Genomic DNA, 15,818 nt, shown 5'->3' on the forward strand with positions numbered 1-15,818 from the left:
CAGGAACAAATTGTTTTTACATAGAAAAAACTTAAATTCCTTGTGTAAGTTATGCAATTTTCATGCCAATGAGAATAACCTTATGAATATAAAAGTAGATTTATAATTATAAGTATGTTGTCGTTATTTCTTCATGTATTTATGTAAAAATTATCGACAGATTTAGATGGGTTTTAGTGATCTTTGATATCTTTTTTGATGAAGTTATGTGTTTTCTCCCATGGACAAAATGATCAGGGAGAGAAATCACTTTTGATTTCAATGATGAATGAATAAAAAGGGCGAAATGTAAAAGATTCCGACAAGGTTATCTGGGTCAGCAGGAGAATTTCATGCTCCAATGCATCTAAATGAGGTTTTTAGGTTAATGGGATCTGCCTGCCGGAAGCGGGCCTTTCGTTGTTACAATAAGGATAAAATCATTTCATATGAGACTATTGTTTCGATAATAACAACAATAAGAGAAAGCAGGGATGCAATGGATCGATTCGAGAATATGAATGCATTTGTGCGTATTGTGGAAGCGGGCAGCATCAGTGCGGCTGCGGATCGCATGGGTGTAGCCAAATCTGTCATCAGCCGACGATTAAAGGAACTGGAAGCACACTTGGGCGTTCAGTTATTTCATCGTACCACGCGGCAAATGAAGCTTACCGACAGCGGCCGTGCTTTTTATGAACAATCTGTTCGTATCCTCGCGGATATTTTCGAAGCCGAGCACGCTGTATCACAATTTCATGGCGCTTTAAAAGGTAATTTGAAGGTGGCAGTTCCGCTCAGCTTTGGTTTGATGCATCTAGGCCCGGCTATCACTGCATTTCTGCATGCTCATCCGGATATCAAATTTGATCTGGATTTCAATGACCGTCAGGTCGATTTGCTGGCGGAAGGTTTTGATCTTGCCATCCGCATCGCAAACCTGCCCGATTCCAGCTTGATCGCACGTCGCCTTGCACCTATTCAGGCTGTCATGTGTGCCAGCCCGGCATACCTTGAGCGCATGGGCACGCCGCAGGCACCTGAAGAGCTCATCAGGCATCGTTGTCTGGCCTACAGTCTGATCAGTAATAGTGATAACTGGCATGTGTATGACCCTACGGGACAATTGATCAAAACCAGAATTACTCCCTACCTGAAAGCCAGTAATGGCGAGTTTCTGCGTGATGCCGCCGTCGATGGGCTGGGTATCGTATTGCTGCCGGCTTTCATTGTTTATCGGGAAATAGAACACGGTGCGTTACTGCCGATATTAACGGGATACCACTATTCGCAACTGGCAGCCTATGCTATCTACCCGCAAACCCGTCACCTCTCGCAGCGTGTCAGAGCATTCGTCGATTTCCTGAGCAAGCGATTTGAAGCAATGCCTTATTGGGATTCTTGCCTGCGCCATACAAAAAATATTTCATGAAGTTTCCTTCAAGTTATCAGCTTTACGGGATAAAACACAAGCTACGGTTAGCGGGTGTAAATTTTTGTGATAACAACTTGATTCAGGGCAGGGAGGACATGCAGAAGCTTGACAAGTAATCTGAGGCTGTTTTAATACTCTTCAGGCAAATTTATGACGAGGGGGTAGAGTATGAAGAAAAATAATTTACAGATTTGTATTGGCACCTTCTTGGCTGCCGCGCTGGTTTTCGGGCAGACAGTACAGGCAGATGAGCTGATTTTGGATGGTAACCAAACTATCAGTGACGATACGGATGTCAATGTCATTGTTGTCGGTAATTCTGGTACCAATTCTACGGGTGGTGATGGTCATCTTATTGTTAATAGTGGCGCAACACTCGCGAATTTTGATGGAAATTCTCCAACGCTCCCTGGCCGGATTGATGGTGTGGAATATCACCATGAGGATGGCTATCTTGGCTTTAATGCCAGTTCAACTGGTACCGCCACTGTTACAGGTGTGGATACACTCTGGGATAACTCAAGTGGCGGTTTGTATACCGGCTACCTTGGACAGGGTTTGCTTGTCGTAGAAGAAGGTGGGAGAGTTGTCAGTGAACAGGGCTACCTGGGATACCAGACCGGTTCTACGGGTGCTGCCGCTGTTACCGGTACTAATTCTCGTTGGGACAACTTAGGAAATCTCTACATTGGCGGGAATGTTTCCGGTGCGGGTGGTCAGGGGAATCTTGTTATCAATGATGGCGGGATCGTGTCGGCCGATGAGGGTACCACCATCTGGTCCGCCGGCAGTTTCTCAGGTAAAGGCGGCATGCTGGTGGGGAATGTCATCAACCATGGCCTGATCAGCCCGGGTAATTCGGCCAATCCGTTTGACGTGCTGACGATCGCCGGTGGTCTTGCATTGGAAGAGGGCAGTACACTGGCTTTTGAGATTTTCGGTCCAATGTTGTATGACCAGCTTTTTGTTGATGGTGATTTTACAATGGGTGGCTCGTTGGCGCTGGATTTTGACAATTTTATCCAGCCAGCTTTTGATACTACTTATGACCTGATTCAGGTTGGTGGTAGCCTCACTGGTATATGGGATAATTTTGATATCAATATCTCCGCCGGGTTTGATCCCAGTCTGCTGACTTACAGCATCGCGGGTAGTGATAGCCCTGATTCCAGTCAGGTGCTTCGTCTGACTGTTGCAGGTGCGGGAAATCCTATTCCTGAACCAGCTACTATCCTGTTGATCGGATTGGGCAGCATGATGATGCTGTGGCGCTGGAGTGGCCTGGTCAGCTAGTAGCCAACAACACATTTTCCCGCTGCGTATGCGTGCAATAGTCAAGCCGGAGGCTGGTCTTTAAACTTTAAAGGAGGTTAAGTTCAATTATGCCAACCAGTTACGATGTCAGGTTATTGCAAAAAAAGGAAATAGCCGAAGGAACGACGGAATTCACGCTGGAAAAGCCCAAGGGCTTTGAGTATCGTGCGGGTCAATATGGTGATCTGGTGCTGCCGCCTTCTACCGGGCTGAACGACAGCAATAACAAACATGGTTTTTCATTCGTTAGTGCACCATTTGAGGATACGTTGCGCATGGCTACCCGCATGCGTGATTCGCTCTATAAAAGAGCAGCAGCCAAAGTTCCGGAAGGGACCATGGTGCAACTGCTTGCGCTGTGGGGAGATTTCACACTGCAAAAAAACGAGGCTGTCCCGGTAGTGTTTATCACAGGTGGCATTGGTATTACACCAGTGCGCAGCATTATTGCGCAGGCTACGCATGACAAGACAAATCACAAAATTACACTGATTTACGCCAACCGCACACCTGTACAGGCTGCTTACACTGATGATCTGAAATGGCTTGCAGGAGAAAATAAAAATTTTACTTTTGTACCGGTGTACACATCAACCCAAGGTCACGTTAATGCAGAACTCATCAAACAACATGTGCCTGATATTATTGCATCGCGCTATTATTTGTCTGGCCCGGAAGGCATGGTTAAGGCCATGCGCGCACTGTTGATTGAGATTGGCGCTGATGAAGATAACATCAGAACAGAAGAGTTTGAAGGGTACTAGCCCAAGCATATGACGACAAAAAATTCTACTGACATTTATTTATATCTGATCTGGTACTTTGCATCGAAAAAGCTCAATTGATCTACCCGCAGGATCATTCTGATTCAAGGCCCCCTGTAAAAACGGGAGCCTTCTACTATTTCACCAGCCAGCGGGTGGACATTCCAGCCATCATATGATCGTTGACGTGGCAGTGGAATAACCAGTTGCCTGGTGAACGGGGAACCATGTCAACAGATCGCATGCTGGCAGGCATGATCTCGATTACGTCAGTTCGGCGACCATTATCCAGCACGGTCTGCCCATGCCAATGTACTGTGTGGTTATCCACTTCATTGCCCAGTGCGATCAGATGCCAGCGAACACGCTGGCCACGTGTAGTTTCAAAGCCAGACAGATTGCCGAAAATCCGGCCATTGATCGTATGTTTCAGGCCACTTTCCTCATCATTTTCTTCGTTGAATATCATGTATAGCGCGATAAACTCCTGATCCACATCGCGTGGAATAGGGCCTCTATTCGAACGCGCTTTATTAGCAGCGGTGACAATGATGGTTCCGATTAACCCCAGGTTGATTTCGTGTTCTGCCATGACATGCGAGTGATAGAGCCAGACAATGGATGAGGGGTCATCCGGACCGGGGCCGGCATCCCGATCAACGACCCAGGTATAAGTGTAGCGTCCACCCGGAGGAATACTGCCGCCCGCACCACCATCAGCACCTTCATTATCCTTGTTATACATCACGCCATGAGGGTGTATTGAAAGTGGCAGATCAGTGTTGTTCAGAAAATGGACCTTGATGATATCGCCCACTACTGCGCGGATGGTGGGACCTAGAATTCCCATCCATTCAGGCTGAGATATAGGTTGAGAGTAACTGTTGTCGGTATAACCGATATAGCGATATTTGGTGTAAACCAATGTGTTTCCGTAGACACCCAGACCATTTTCGGGGTTGATCAGATTTCCGCCAGATGGCGCATAATTCCAATCTGTCTTTTCTGCGGCGATCCAGTACTCTTGTGTGTCCCTGGCTTGTACTGAAAAAGATGCCACCAGCAGAAGCAGAAAAACAAACAAAATCGGATATGACCATAAGAATGGATAGCTGTTTTTTGTATACATGGATGGACTCTCTTTTAGTTTGCTCTCAATGCATGACGCTGTTAGGGATCCTCTGAAAAATGATCTGTGTTGCCTCACTACGTTAAACACAATCTCAAAATATGCATTTACTAGCTGTAAACTGTATTTTTCGCCTGTATTTACCTTGTGCTGGCTTCTTCATTAACATTCTCAGAGGATCCTGAGTAACAGATGCTGTGTGTAATGATCAAGTTGCTGGCAAATGTGATGAACCTGGTTTGTTCAGATAACGGCTACCTCGGGAGAGAATTTCAACCGCCTTGCCAAAAGTAACCAGATCCGATCGTTGCAGCATGACGCAATATTTGCGAGTACGCTGGCAATATCGCCTGACGGTAAAAAAATCTTCATGGTTGATGCAGTCCGCCGGACAAATCACGATATTTACGCAATCAAGCAGAGCGAGTAGACAATTTGTATTGCCTTGCACGCTACTGCGAAATGCCATAAAGTGGCCACCAGCAGCCTCAATCAGACGATGATAATCCGGATAGAGTGCTGCACGTCCGCCTATACATAAAACAGACTGATCAATGAGATGACAGCAACCATCTTTCGGACAGCTGATAGCGGGTGTGACGAGATATGGATGTGGCTGGCCTGATCTGATCCAGTGCAAACTGGCATCAACTGGCGTTTTCAGTGTGTTGGTATTGACGTGGCAATCAATCGGAGTTTTGGTGTATGCGGGATTTTCAGGCTGAAGTCGGACTGTGTTCCCATGCGCGGTGCGTGACAAAGCTGAACAGATCAAGTGATACAAATGCTTTAATCTCCATCCCAGCCTGGGAGCTTGTTGCTTGTCTTGATAGGAAAATGTGGTGAACACTGCTTTGCTTCGATGAATTTCGGGTAATTTGCTGAAATTTGGCTGTGCATCCTGACCGACTGACGCCAATGCTGGTTTTTTCAGAAATTTCATAATCAATTCCATCTCAGAAAAAAGGCTGGCTTGCCCCGGGAGGAGGGGCTGGCTTGCCGTCATAAATCACTGGAAGAGGAGAGAGAGAACTGCCAGTGATTGCTATGAAAGTTAATATCCGTCAGCTTTGAACGTAGATCAAAAATACGCTTGTAAATTATTTTGTCAGTATCAGTTTATCGTTGCGTGTCAGGCGTAAGTGATATTGCTCGCCCCGATGCTGAATAAGTATTTCATTGCCTATCCCGAACAAAGTTTTGCTGCTGATCAACTTGATGGGAAACTGTGAAATCAGTCCATCATTCAATTTAGGGTCCGTATGATATTCGGTATTGATGGTATTCATATCTCGTTCCAGTCAAATTAGTTAATGAGAATGATTATCATTGTACTGGTAAAAATAATTTGTGCAAGCGTTTTTTGGAAGCAAATTGAATTTTGGAAGGGGTGCAGAGATTAATTTCCCCGGTTATTTCTCTTTTGGCGACTTTGACTGGAAACTTTTCAATCCTTATGCCCGGTAACGCATATCTACATTTGCCCGTCGACGGGCAGTAGCAAAGACATGATAGCCGCGCTTTTGCAGGCCATGAGCAGTGCAATGGCTGATACCACTGGAGCGTCCAGTGATCAATGTCTTTTTCTTCATTTTTCGTTTTACGTGGTTTAGGTTGAGAATCCAGATTCCCGTTTTTATTGCAACCGGTTACGGGTAAAGATGATTACCATGGGCAGTGTAGTGAGGGAAATCGCTGCCAGTGGCCAGAGGTTTGCAAGGATGTCCCAGGGTGGAAGCGCCTTGAGAAAACAGCCTTCGATAATGATCAAAAAATGAGTGAGCGGGATGGTTTGAGATAACCATTGCAACAATACTGGCATATTTTCGACTGGCGTAGATAGTGTAGTCATGAAAGCTGCACGCACTGCCTCTCTCGAAGCCAATGGCAATGATGCGAACAAGGAGTTTATGGTTCTTCCGGACACACGCGTGCTATCGTTGCGCATGACGCCGATGGCAACGGGTACATGGCGTGTCACAGACACATACTGGGCGTGTGCTGTCCGGCACATTCAATGGAAGGCGTTGTGAGCAGCTTGTCGGATAAACAATTGATAATTGCGTGGTGGTTCGATTGATTGATCTTTATGGAGATTTGCTCTTATGGCTAGCAACTTGCTTCCTCTCAGCATTCTGGGTGCCGTCGAGACCAATGGCACGGTGAGTTTCGGATTCTGGCTACCTTGGGTGTCGGCTGTCGACGGTAATGCAGTCACGGTCAAGATTATTCACGAGCACGATCAGTTTTTGCAGGAGATTCCGCCACGGGAATTCCCCATGGCCCATAGCGTGCGCTCGCCTTACGGCGACTTTTGGTCGGCGACTGTGCCGATTGTCGGGACGACACCGGCAAATCCCGGATCGGCCTGGGGTACGGCTGGACGGTATGTCTATCGCTATCAGATCAACAATCCGAATGTCGGCATCCTCGACTGGATCATCGATCCGTGCGCGCGGGAGTTTGGCGTTGGTAAGCTTTCAGCGTTTACGCTCGGTTATCAACCGTATAACTGGAGTGTAGCCGAGGCAAATTGGCGCACGCCGGAGCTCTCTAATCTGATAATTTATGAAATTAACATCGCGGAGCTTGGCGGCGACCTGGAGCGCACGCGCGATCTTATGGTCTATCTTAGCGATCTCGGCGTGAACGCTATCGAAATCATGCCGTTGTCAAACGTTGCCATGTCGGTGTCGATTGGGGATATCTCCCCATCGGCTATTTCGGCGTTGATGAACGATTCGGTAAGCGCTCTGACTTCCAGAAACTCGTTGATATTGCTCATCAGCAAGGCATCGCCGTCATTGTCGACGTCGTATATGGTCATACTGGAGTCGATTTTCCCTACTACGACGCTTACAATCGCCTGCAGTATCACGAAAACCCTTTTATGGGACCTTTCGCCAAAGATTATTTCAGCAGCTTTGGAAAGAGCACGAACTTTGGGAGCCCATTCACACGCGACTATTTTTTCACGGTTAACCATCATTGGCTCGAGGTTTATCACATCGACGGGCTGCGCTACGATTGCGTGCCGAATTACTGGGATGGGCCATTCGGTGTGGGATATGCAAACCTTGTCTATGAGACTTACCAACTCACCAAAAACAAGATTGCGCAAAATCAGCGCTATTGGAATCGTTTCAACGCGGGTGCAGGCACGTCGCTCAGGCTCATTCAATATGCCGAGCAATTAGAAGGGCCAGAGGAGGTGCTGCGCACAACTTACTCCAACAGCACCTGGCAGAATCATACCTTCGACGCTGCCAAGGCGGTGGCACGTGGCGACCAGAGGCGACTGGCTGACTGGGGTTTATCGCTCGGTTTACTTGGTTACCCGGAGCAAGAGAACACCAATGGAGACGTGATTACTAAAACTGCGTTGCAATACATTGAGAATCACGATCACGAGCGCTTCATTTGTAATTTCGGTTTGATGAATCCGGACGAGGCCGGTAATCCGCTTTTTCTCGAGGGCGACCGCAGTCGCTGGTACATGCTCCAGCCCTATCTCATCGCCATGCTGATGAGTAAAGGCGTACCGATGTTGTGGCAAGGTGAGGAATTTGGTGAAAGCTATTTTTTGCCCGATTTCGGCGCAGGGCGCGTGGGGCTTTTGCGCTCGCTGCGGTGGGATTATTTCTACGACAGCCCGGGTCAGCAGTTGGTGCAACTGGTAAGAAAGCTGTTACGCATCCGGCGCGATCAGTCGCAGATCCGTCGCGGCAATTATTTTTTCTTTAATGATTGGGACCGCTATCTTTCAAAGCGTGTCTTGCTGTTCGCACGTTACAGCGACGCACAATACACGCTTGTTGCGATTAACATCGGCGATATTGATCAGACGGTACCTTTCTGGTTTCCCATCGGTGGCGACTACAATGAAGAACTTCATGGCGGTGATCTGGGGCTCAAAGGAATTACACCCCTTCAACAAACTTGGCTCAAGGTTCCTTCCCATTATGGTCGGATTTGGACGGTGTAGGAGTCGCAAGGGTATTTATTGTTGGATAAATAAAAATTTGATAGGAGGGTTCCATGTTCCCGCTACTTTTTATTTTGATGGTCGCCAGCATACCTAAATGAGTCATTATGTTGAGCACAGGCGTCTTTTGTGGTTCGTTTATAACCCTAATCAAGACTATGCTTAAAAGTGCACATGCATTGTATAGAGCGAGGCGTGTTGTCAAAAATAGCGAGCAGAATAAGTTGCTCAGTGATTATCAGGGTAAAGTTCTACGGATGATGAACATCACCAGTCAGTGTGGTTTTGAGCTGCAATATCAAGGGCTGGAAATGCTTTATCGCCACTATCGGGAAGATAAGCCGGAATCACCGGCCAGTGATATTGAACAGCTGCTGTAACCTGCCACACAATTCAGATTCAAGTCCCTACATGAACAAAGCTGGATAGCACGAATCAGAATTGATATGAAACAGCCAGTTTGTAGTTGCGTCCCGGATCTTTCAACACGTTGAGGTGACGGCGATAATCCTTGTCAGTCAGATTGTCGATTCCAAAATCAAAACGTAACCCTTTAGCTGGGCCGTTTTGTGGCAGCCAGGTTAATGTTAGATCATGCAGTGTATAGCCAGGTGTCGGGGTTCCACCTGTTGGTACACGATGTTGTGCACTGACAATACTGCTGCGCCAGCCCAGGGAAAGATCATGAGTTGGCCAATTTAACCCGGCCATTACAATCCATTTATCTGGCTGAACATTGGACAATACTCCGCCACTCGTCCGGTTGTAACCCCGGGTCTGAGCGTAGGAGAAGCCGGTGTAGCCATATTTCGTCGCATAGCTGGTCTCTATTTCGAATCCTTTCAGCAGGGCATCATGTACATTGTCACTGGTTGTGGTACCGCCTCTGCCTGGGTTGCCAGGAACCGGGCGAAAGACAAAATCAACCATCAGATCAACGAAATTTTTAACCTTATTATGGAAATAAGTTCCGCGCATCGTCAGTTGATCGTTTTCAAACAGCAGATTCGATTTTTGTATGCGTGCGCCAATTTCCTTATTGAAGGCAGTTTCCGGTTTAAGATCGGGATTGGGGGTAAACAGATTGGAACACCTTGGTCCACAAGTGAAATGTGTACCGGTCGTAAACAGTTCGCCTAGTGTCGGTGCGCGAAATGCTTCGCTGTAGCCACCAGTGATTGAGAACCATTCAGTTACCTTAAGCAGTCCACCAAGCTTGAAATTGACGCGATCATTTTGATTGGAGCTGACGGATATGCCATCTGCCTTACTGCTGAAATAATCCCAACGTATACCAGGAATGAGTGACAATCGTTCCCACAACGTGATTTCATCCTGTAAATACAAGCCAACGACATCTGCTTCACCCCGGGGGAATTCCGGTCGTGTGGCACCATTGCGTTTGCCTTTAGCTTCATTATGAAAATAATCAACGCCATAGGTAATTAATTGGGTTGTAAAACTGTTCAACTCAAGGCGCGAGCTGTTGCGTGCATTGATGCCGGTCGTGGAGAAATCAGTTTCATCGCGCCGCCGGTCAAATAACCGTTTCTCGAGACTGTAGGTGGTATTGTGGTAGACCAGTACTTCAGGATTGAGCCAGGCATTATCCACATTTTCATAACGATAGCGCAGTGTATAGTTGCGCTGCTCGGTATCCCGATCTACCAGTGTGTTTGCCGTAGAAGCAGCTTGCGAGTTGGAAGGTACTTTACCGGCCTGATCGAACGTTTGTGCAGAAAATGTGAAGCGATGATCGCCTGGTGTCCAGTTAAATTTGGCCAGACTGGCATAGGATTCAAAGCGGGAGTTTTGTAGTTTGGAGCCGTCGCCGTGACGGATATCGTCGGCTGCATTACGGAAGGAAAAATCAAGCAGATAATCGAATTGTTCCCCAGCCAGCCCGTAAGCACTGATGCCGGGAATATATTGCTCGTTCATGCTCTGGAATCCCCCTCGAACTTTCATGCTGAAACGCTCACCGGAACGCAGCAGATCGGTTGCATCCAGCGTGGTTAAGGAGATAACGCCACCGAGCGCGCCACTGCCCCATACGGTGGAAGCCGGCCCGCGCATGACATCCACGCGCTTGAGCAGACTAGGGTCGGTAAAGATGCGGGCATTGTGACCACGGTTGAAATCCTGTCTGGCACCATCCAGCAGGAACAGGATGCGATCATCCCCCATGCCGCGCATGACCGGACTAAGGCCCAGATTGCGCGGCCCACCACCCAGTTCAACGTTAGGCAGGTAACGGAGGACATCTCCTATATCAGCTGCTTGCCGGGTCCGTATCTGTTCGGTATCGACCACGCTGACTGATTCGGGCACTTCGCTTACCTTTCGACTGGTGCGGGTAGCGGTAACGGTGATTTCCTTCAAGTCAGCGGAAGCCAGCCTACTTTCAGATTTTGTGCCAGCTGATGTTGTCTGTGCATGAACAGCATTAGAAAGCATCGATACAGCCATGATGATTGCAAAATAAAAAATGTTGAGTGCGGCTGGATAATGCTTGCATCTCGGTGACATAAAAAATACTTCCTCCAGAAATGAGTAATTTCTGGCTGGCTGGCGTAGTGCTGGCTGGCTGGAACAGCGGTTTTTGTTGCCACGGTAATGTTTTTAGTTATTGATGGCTTCCTCGTGCTGCTTTATTCCTTGTTGAATTTGTTCATCGACCCATTGCGTGAACAAGGGGTGAGGCGCAAAACCTTCTCCCAGTTCGAATTTGAGTCCCTCCAGGAATTTTTTTTCTGGACCAGTACTGGTTGTGCGTGCGGGGATGACGATGGCTGTGCCCCCTTGTTTGTTGGCTTCGGTTACCATGGCTCTTGTTTTTTTAACCCAGGGCGCACGTTTTTTTGGCCAATCTTCGCGCCAGGTGGCAACCTTGAATGCTTTGAAATTTTCACCGCCATTGCTGCGTATTTGATGGGTGATGTTTTCCAGATTTTGCAACCATTTATCGTTGTGCTGATCATCCTGCGCGCCGTGCGCAGTCAGAATGACAGTTTCTTTAGATGGATCCTTGGAGAGCGCAAGTACACGATCAAACAGTGCTTTTGCAAATAGGGGGCTATCCTCATAACCGCCTGTCCAGATGGCCGGTAAGGATGTCAGGATCCTGGGAACGGGTTTGCTGGATTCTCCATGTCCGTGCTTGCCATGTCCATTCTGTGTTTTGCTGTTGGCTATAGCTTGCTTGGTTTCAGGATCCTCGATATCCATCCCGACCAGGTGTGCGATTTCCTTACGGAATGAATTTTTGGTTGCGAAGGCACTGACGATAATTGCTGCTTTGGCGCCGCGCTGCTCCAGCTTGTGCAGTGCATGTTCGATTGTAAGAGGATCCGCCATGGAAAAGGCAAATTCGATTTTGTAGCGATCCATCAGGGGGTGTACTGCTGTACGCAGATTCTCATTCCAATGAAAATCAGAACCATGAGCAAACAGGATAACGCCGGTATCTTCTGCTGCCAGGGGCAGATGACGATTAGCTTCCCGCTTCATCCACATCGTCAGTTGCTGTGGTTCGATTCCAAAGTTATTGAGTACTGCATTCTGAGGTAGCAGCTGTTTCAGTCGTGCGTCGAGCGACATCATGCTGTCATGTTTGGGGCCCAGAGCAAACAAGATAACCTGGTTCTTGCTATTTTTAATGGCCGGAAGAGATGTTAGTACGTTGGAAAGTTTTCGTTTTGTACTATTCATGTAGCCTTCCGGAGATTCGTTTTCTGATCTTTCTGGGAGGATCAGGGCATTGATCGAACGAAAATTGATTCCTGCTGATGCCTGTTTGATAATTCGCATCCAGTCGTTATACATCGCACGTCTGTCCTTATCATTTTGTGCGCCATAACCTACTACAAGTAGGTTTTGACGGGCCGTATGTTCCATGGTGCGCAACCAGGCGGCGAGCGCCTCAACTGCGAAATAACTTTCACCATAAGGTTGCGCAAAAATAGTGGGGGCAATTTTATTTTTCTGCGTGATCAGCTGATAAATGAGTTGATAATGCGGTTCTGCTGCAGAAATAAACAAAGGCAATACCACAATACGGCTGACATTGCGGCTATGCAGGCTGGCCAATGCAGATTGCAGGGTTTGCTGGGTACGCTCGTCAGTAACGAATACCAGTGCTGCCGGATGATTGACGGAGAAAGGTAAGAATGCTTCGCGGATCTCCTCGTTGCCCACAAAGCCTCGATCGGCTGCAATCACCAAAAAACCGGTTTGATCTGTCGATTCTGTATTGGTCGCATACGCCCCGCCGGTACTTAGCAGAACAAATGCCAATAAATAAAACGACATAACAGTTTTTACTGTTCTAATTCCAAAAGACATGCTTTCTCCGTGTTGTGTTTGAATCGAAAAATAAGAAGAGCAAAAACTGACCAGCAGATAACGTTCAGCACCTACGCCGTGGTTTCGGGTAGCAAGCTAGATAAATTATTGATGCTGGCTTCGCCTGCTGCAATTTTTGCTAATGCCGTGGCGAAGCTGGAAATGCCTGTTCCCTTGAACAATAAACAAGGCTTGCGCCCCAGGCGGCAAAGTCTTTTGATCTGATAGTAGGCAGCATGGCTGACGCAATCAGTCGGGCAAATCACCGCTGTGGCGCCGTATACCATTTCCGGTAAGCGGGATAACGCATCTTCCTGTCCGCCGTCATGATGTGACAATTTGAAGCCAAACTGTCTGGCAAGTACGCGGTAGTGTGGTAGTTGTGCCGATCGACCGCCCACGCACAGAATGCAGTCGTAAGAAGCAGTGGGGGCATCAACTATATCGGCTGACTCTTTATCCATGGTATGAGTGGCACTAAAAGCCAGCAGCAGATTCTCCAGTGTATCTCGCTCGGTATGGAGGGTATCCCGTTCGCGATAAAGTTCAGTCAGATTGTGGCAGGCTTTTTTGAGTGATCGCTTGAGTTCATCAGCTTGAGCGACCTTGATTTGCAGTTGCTCGTTTTCTGTTGTCAGCAGCATCAGGCGCTGCCCCATACTGATCATGGTGCAGCCGGATTCCAGCATTTTCAGGCGCTGACGCAGGGTGTCATCTTCCCGTCGGGATTGCTGTAATTGCCGAATTTCTACAGTCGCCTGTTCCAGCCGCTGGCGTAAGCGCAATTCGGTCTGCGCGTGTTTTCCCTTGGTCAGCTCCAGTTGCTCGGTCAGCTCCTTCAGTGTCTGCTCTGTTTGACTTACCCGATTCTGCATAGCCGAAAGCTTGGCGACTGCTTCATGCATGTGCATATGAACCGTATCGTGAATTTCCTCCCTGGTTTCAGAACTGATGCGCTTGTGGGTAAGTGCTGCCCACAGAGGCCCGGCTACTTTCCCGTTGGAAAAGTGTGTTCTCCAAAGTGTCAATACCTCGTTGTCAGTTTTGGCTGCCTCGAATTGTTTGATATAGCTCCGATGCAATCTGTCCAGACGCTTATGAATCGTTTCTGATACGGCATTTCTGGATGTTGCGCAGCAAACCGCCTCGACATGTAGAGCATGTGCGTTATTTGTTGGAGCATTAAAGTGAAAATGTCTGGCAAAGCATTCAAGATCTGAAGGAGGAAGGCAAAGGCCGATAACAGGGCAGTGATGGGTTCTGTCCAGCTCCCAGAGTTTCATGCGTTTTACAGGAGGCGTATGGATGTCGATTGTTTTTTCAGGTAATAAGCTATTGATTCCCGACTGTCGCAGAATTGCTGGTGCATGCATGCGGTATCTCCTTGTGGTGAAAATATCGATCTGAATCAAATTAGACAATATGAAATAAGAATGATACTAATTATCATTGGCATCATCAACAATTACATTGTAATCGATTGGATATACCTCGCGATCAGGGCTTTATTTACATATCAAGATGCGACAATTTGTCGCATTTTTATTTTTTTTTGAATCAGTTATTCTCTGATTTTTGACGTAAATCATGAAGAAGTTAATGTTTTTTCTCCCTGCACTGGCTGGATTATTTTTCACACTTGTTTCCACGGTTACGGTCGCAACTGGGCTAAGTGCCAATAGCTCAACACAGCAACCGCTTGCAGTGCCTGCCTCAAAATCCTCCAGATCTGCACTTGGGGTAGGGGTAATACTGGATCAGGAAGGGCGGTTATGGTTGGCAAAAGTGGCTAATCAGCACTTGCTGGTTTCCAGGTCAGAAGATGATGGAAAGCATTTTTCTGAGCCTGTGACCGTTACTCTTGCACCGGAAAACATAGCCAACGATGGTGAAAATCGCCCCAAGATTCAGGTTGTAAGTGATGGTACGGTGCTTGTCACCTGGACACAGCTACTAACAGAAAAATATGCCGGAAATATAAAGTTCTCCCGTTCAACCGATTTAGGCCGGACTTTCTCGGAGCCGGTCATTCTGAATGATGATGGTCATGTGACCAGTCACCGTTTCGATTCCCTTGCCATTGATGGCAAGGGAAGAGTAGTAGTGGCCTGGCTGGATGCAAGAGACCGTGATACAGCGCGGGGAAGAAATGAAGAGTTCAAGGGTGTTTCACTCTATAGCAGTCAATCATTCGACAATGGTGCGCACTTCGAGCCCAATCGGCAGATTCACCAGCATACCTGTGAGTGTTGCCGGACTGCTCTTGCCTGGACCAGTGAGGGGCCAGTTGTGCTGCTGCGGAATATTTTTAGCGCCAACACCCGTGATTTCGCCGTGGTTAATCTGGACAAGACGGAAGAGGAGGCAAGAAGAGTTACCCATGATGAATGGCAGATCGATGCCTGTCCACATAACGGCGGCAGTCTTGCGACAGACAGCAAAGGGCAATTGCATCTGACCTGGTTTACCAATGGTACAGCCGGCTCAGGCCAGTTCTACAAACGGATCAGTGGCAACCTTGAGTCGAAACCCATGGCGCTGGGGGATATAGATGCCCAGCCCAACCACGCCGCAGTGGTAGCACATGGTGAAACCATCCTCCTCACCTGGCGTGAATTTGACGGGAACGTTTATTCCGCAAAGATGATGTTTTCAAATAATGGTGGCGAGACGTGGAGTGAGCCATGGCGCCTGATGTTATCTGCTGGTGCAAACGATTATCCACTGCCACTAATTAGCAATGATAAAGCCTTGGTTGTATGGAATACCGACAATGAAGGGCTGCGAATTCTACCCGTTGAAAGAGTAATTAATCGATCCGGCAGCTGAAAACCATCTTCAAAACAACAATAAACAGCAGACAAACTT

Annotated in this window: 15 protein-coding genes; 7 read left to right on the forward strand and 8 right to left on the reverse strand. The window is 47.7% G+C overall.

What is annotated here, in order from left to right:
- Window positions 1-478 precede the first annotated feature (478 nt).
- The 3 genes from ACZ5EJ_RS02995 to ACZ5EJ_RS03005 all read left to right on the forward strand — a co-directional run bounded on the left by ACZ5EJ_RS02995 (window position 479) and on the right by ACZ5EJ_RS03005 (window position 3,492).
- Window positions 479-1,411 carry a LysR family transcriptional regulator gene (locus ACZ5EJ_RS02995; RefSeq protein ID WP_464557414.1) on the forward strand — a complete coding sequence of 311 codons (933 nt, stop codon included), beginning with the start codon at window positions 479-481 and terminating at the stop codon, window positions 1,409-1,411.
- 171 nt (window positions 1,412-1,582) lie between these two features.
- Window positions 1,583-2,707: a PEP-CTERM sorting domain-containing protein gene (locus ACZ5EJ_RS03000; protein ID WP_464557416.1), complete on the forward strand. Its 1,125-nt coding sequence runs from the start codon at window positions 1,583-1,585 to the stop codon at window positions 2,705-2,707.
- Window positions 2,708-2,796: 89 nt separating this feature from the next.
- Window positions 2,797-3,492: an FAD-dependent oxidoreductase gene (locus tag ACZ5EJ_RS03005; RefSeq protein ID WP_464557417.1), complete on the forward strand. Its 696-nt coding sequence runs from the start codon at window positions 2,797-2,799 to the stop codon at window positions 3,490-3,492.
- A gap of 136 nt (window positions 3,493-3,628) precedes the next feature.
- On the opposite strand, the gene ACZ5EJ_RS03010 is transcribed toward ACZ5EJ_RS03005, so the two are convergent.
- From ACZ5EJ_RS03010 to ACZ5EJ_RS03030, 5 genes are all read right to left on the reverse strand, one after another.
- Window positions 3,629-4,621 (reverse strand): multicopper oxidase domain-containing protein, encoded by a 993-nt coding sequence (locus ACZ5EJ_RS03010; protein WP_011633807.1) that lies wholly within the window; start codon window positions 4,619-4,621, stop codon window positions 3,629-3,631.
- Between the two features lie 208 nt (window positions 4,622-4,829).
- Window positions 4,830-5,564 (reverse strand): DUF2325 domain-containing protein, encoded by a 735-nt coding sequence (locus tag ACZ5EJ_RS03015; protein ID WP_464557419.1) that lies wholly within the window; start codon window positions 5,562-5,564, stop codon window positions 4,830-4,832.
- A 157-nt stretch (window positions 5,565-5,721) separates the two neighbouring features.
- Window positions 5,722-5,910, reverse strand: coding sequence for a hemin uptake protein HemP (gene hemP / locus ACZ5EJ_RS03020; protein ID WP_011633809.1), 189 nt, complete (start codon window positions 5,908-5,910; stop codon window positions 5,722-5,724).
- A 165-nt stretch (window positions 5,911-6,075) separates the two neighbouring features.
- Window positions 6,076-6,213 (reverse strand): hypothetical protein, encoded by a 138-nt coding sequence (locus ACZ5EJ_RS03025; RefSeq protein WP_176752566.1) that lies wholly within the window; start codon window positions 6,211-6,213, stop codon window positions 6,076-6,078.
- 44 nt (window positions 6,214-6,257) lie between these two features.
- A complete protein-coding gene (locus tag ACZ5EJ_RS03030) occupies window positions 6,258-6,473 on the reverse strand; it encodes a P-loop NTPase family protein (RefSeq protein ID WP_041353432.1) in 216 nt (71 codons plus the stop codon).
- Between ACZ5EJ_RS03030 and ACZ5EJ_RS03035 the strand changes: the two genes are divergently transcribed.
- The 3 genes from ACZ5EJ_RS03035 to ACZ5EJ_RS03045 all read left to right on the forward strand — a co-directional run bounded on the left by ACZ5EJ_RS03035 (window position 6,472) and on the right by ACZ5EJ_RS03045 (window position 8,986).
- Complete coding sequence (locus tag ACZ5EJ_RS03035; RefSeq protein ID WP_041353433.1) at window positions 6,472-6,654, forward strand: hypothetical protein; 183 nt, start codon at window positions 6,472-6,474, stop codon at window positions 6,652-6,654. The genes ACZ5EJ_RS03030 and ACZ5EJ_RS03035 overlap by 2 nt on opposite strands.
- A 680-nt stretch (window positions 6,655-7,334) precedes the next feature.
- A complete protein-coding gene (locus ACZ5EJ_RS03040) occupies window positions 7,335-8,606 on the forward strand; it encodes an alpha-amylase family glycosyl hydrolase (RefSeq protein WP_464557704.1) in 1,272 nt (423 codons plus the stop codon).
- Between the two features lie 158 nt (window positions 8,607-8,764).
- A complete protein-coding gene (locus tag ACZ5EJ_RS03045) occupies window positions 8,765-8,986 on the forward strand; it encodes a hypothetical protein (RefSeq protein ID WP_464557421.1) in 222 nt (73 codons plus the stop codon).
- Window positions 8,987-9,041: 55 nt separating this feature from the next.
- Here ACZ5EJ_RS03045 and ACZ5EJ_RS03050 read toward each other — a convergent pair whose 3' ends face one another.
- The 3 genes from ACZ5EJ_RS03050 to ACZ5EJ_RS03060 all read right to left on the reverse strand — a co-directional run bounded on the left by ACZ5EJ_RS03050 (window position 9,042) and on the right by ACZ5EJ_RS03060 (window position 14,323).
- Complete coding sequence (locus ACZ5EJ_RS03050; protein WP_464557423.1) at window positions 9,042-11,135, reverse strand: TonB-dependent hemoglobin/transferrin/lactoferrin family receptor; 2,094 nt, start codon at window positions 11,133-11,135, stop codon at window positions 9,042-9,044.
- A gap of 93 nt (window positions 11,136-11,228) precedes the next feature.
- Complete coding sequence (locus tag ACZ5EJ_RS03055) at window positions 11,229-12,950, reverse strand: CbiX/SirB N-terminal domain-containing protein (protein WP_464557425.1); 1,722 nt, start codon at window positions 12,948-12,950, stop codon at window positions 11,229-11,231.
- 71 nt (window positions 12,951-13,021) lie between these two features.
- Complete coding sequence (locus tag ACZ5EJ_RS03060; RefSeq protein ID WP_074456360.1) at window positions 13,022-14,323, reverse strand: DUF2325 domain-containing protein; 1,302 nt, start codon at window positions 14,321-14,323, stop codon at window positions 13,022-13,024.
- Window positions 14,324-14,549: 226 nt separating this feature from the next.
- Here ACZ5EJ_RS03060 and ACZ5EJ_RS03065 point away from each other — a divergent pair, with 226 nt between their 5' ends.
- Window positions 14,550-15,779: a sialidase family protein gene (locus ACZ5EJ_RS03065; RefSeq protein WP_256201556.1), complete on the forward strand. Its 1,230-nt coding sequence runs from the start codon at window positions 14,550-14,552 to the stop codon at window positions 15,777-15,779.
- Window positions 15,780-15,818: the final 39 nt, after the last annotated feature.

Source organism: Nitrosomonas sp. TNE100, from assembly GCF_055387135.1.

Bases quoted from the DNA above. Each gene is read 5' to 3' on its own strand.
- ACZ5EJ_RS03000 (WP_464557416.1), top strand. From the start codon at position 1,583: ATGAAGAAAAATAATTTACAGATTTGTATTGGCACCTTCTTGGCTGCC.
- ACZ5EJ_RS03025 (WP_176752566.1), bottom strand. From the start codon at position 6,213: ATGAAGAAAAAGACATTGATCACTGGACGCTCCAGTGGTATCAGCCAT.
- ACZ5EJ_RS02995 (WP_464557414.1), top strand. From the start codon at position 479: ATGGATCGATTCGAGAATATGAATGCATTTGTGCGTATTGTGGAAGCG.
- ACZ5EJ_RS03030 (WP_041353432.1), bottom strand. From the start codon at position 6,473: ATGACTACACTATCTACGCCAGTCGAAAATATGCCAGTATTGTTGCAA.
- ACZ5EJ_RS03055 (WP_464557425.1), bottom strand. From the start codon at position 12,950: ATGTCTTTTGGAATTAGAACAGTAAAAACTGTTATGTCGTTTTATTTA.
- ACZ5EJ_RS03065 (WP_256201556.1), top strand. From the start codon at position 14,550: ATGTTTTTTCTCCCTGCACTGGCTGGATTATTTTTCACACTTGTTTCC.
- hemP (WP_011633809.1), bottom strand. From the start codon at position 5,910: ATGAATACCATCAATACCGAATATCATACGGACCCTAAATTGAATGAT.
- ACZ5EJ_RS03005 (WP_464557417.1), top strand. From the start codon at position 2,797: ATGCCAACCAGTTACGATGTCAGGTTATTGCAAAAAAAGGAAATAGCC.
- ACZ5EJ_RS03050 (WP_464557423.1), bottom strand. From the start codon at position 11,135: ATGTCACCGAGATGCAAGCATTATCCAGCCGCACTCAACATTTTTTAT.
- ACZ5EJ_RS03045 (WP_464557421.1), top strand. From the start codon at position 8,765: ATGCTTAAAAGTGCACATGCATTGTATAGAGCGAGGCGTGTTGTCAAA.
- ACZ5EJ_RS03010 (WP_011633807.1), bottom strand. From the start codon at position 4,621: ATGTATACAAAAAACAGCTATCCATTCTTATGGTCATATCCGATTTTG.
- ACZ5EJ_RS03015 (WP_464557419.1), bottom strand. From the start codon at position 5,564: ATGAAATTTCTGAAAAAACCAGCATTGGCGTCAGTCGGTCAGGATGCA.
- ACZ5EJ_RS03035 (WP_041353433.1), top strand. From the start codon at position 6,472: ATGAAAGCTGCACGCACTGCCTCTCTCGAAGCCAATGGCAATGATGCG.
- ACZ5EJ_RS03060 (WP_074456360.1), bottom strand. From the start codon at position 14,323: ATGCATGCACCAGCAATTCTGCGACAGTCGGGAATCAATAGCTTATTA.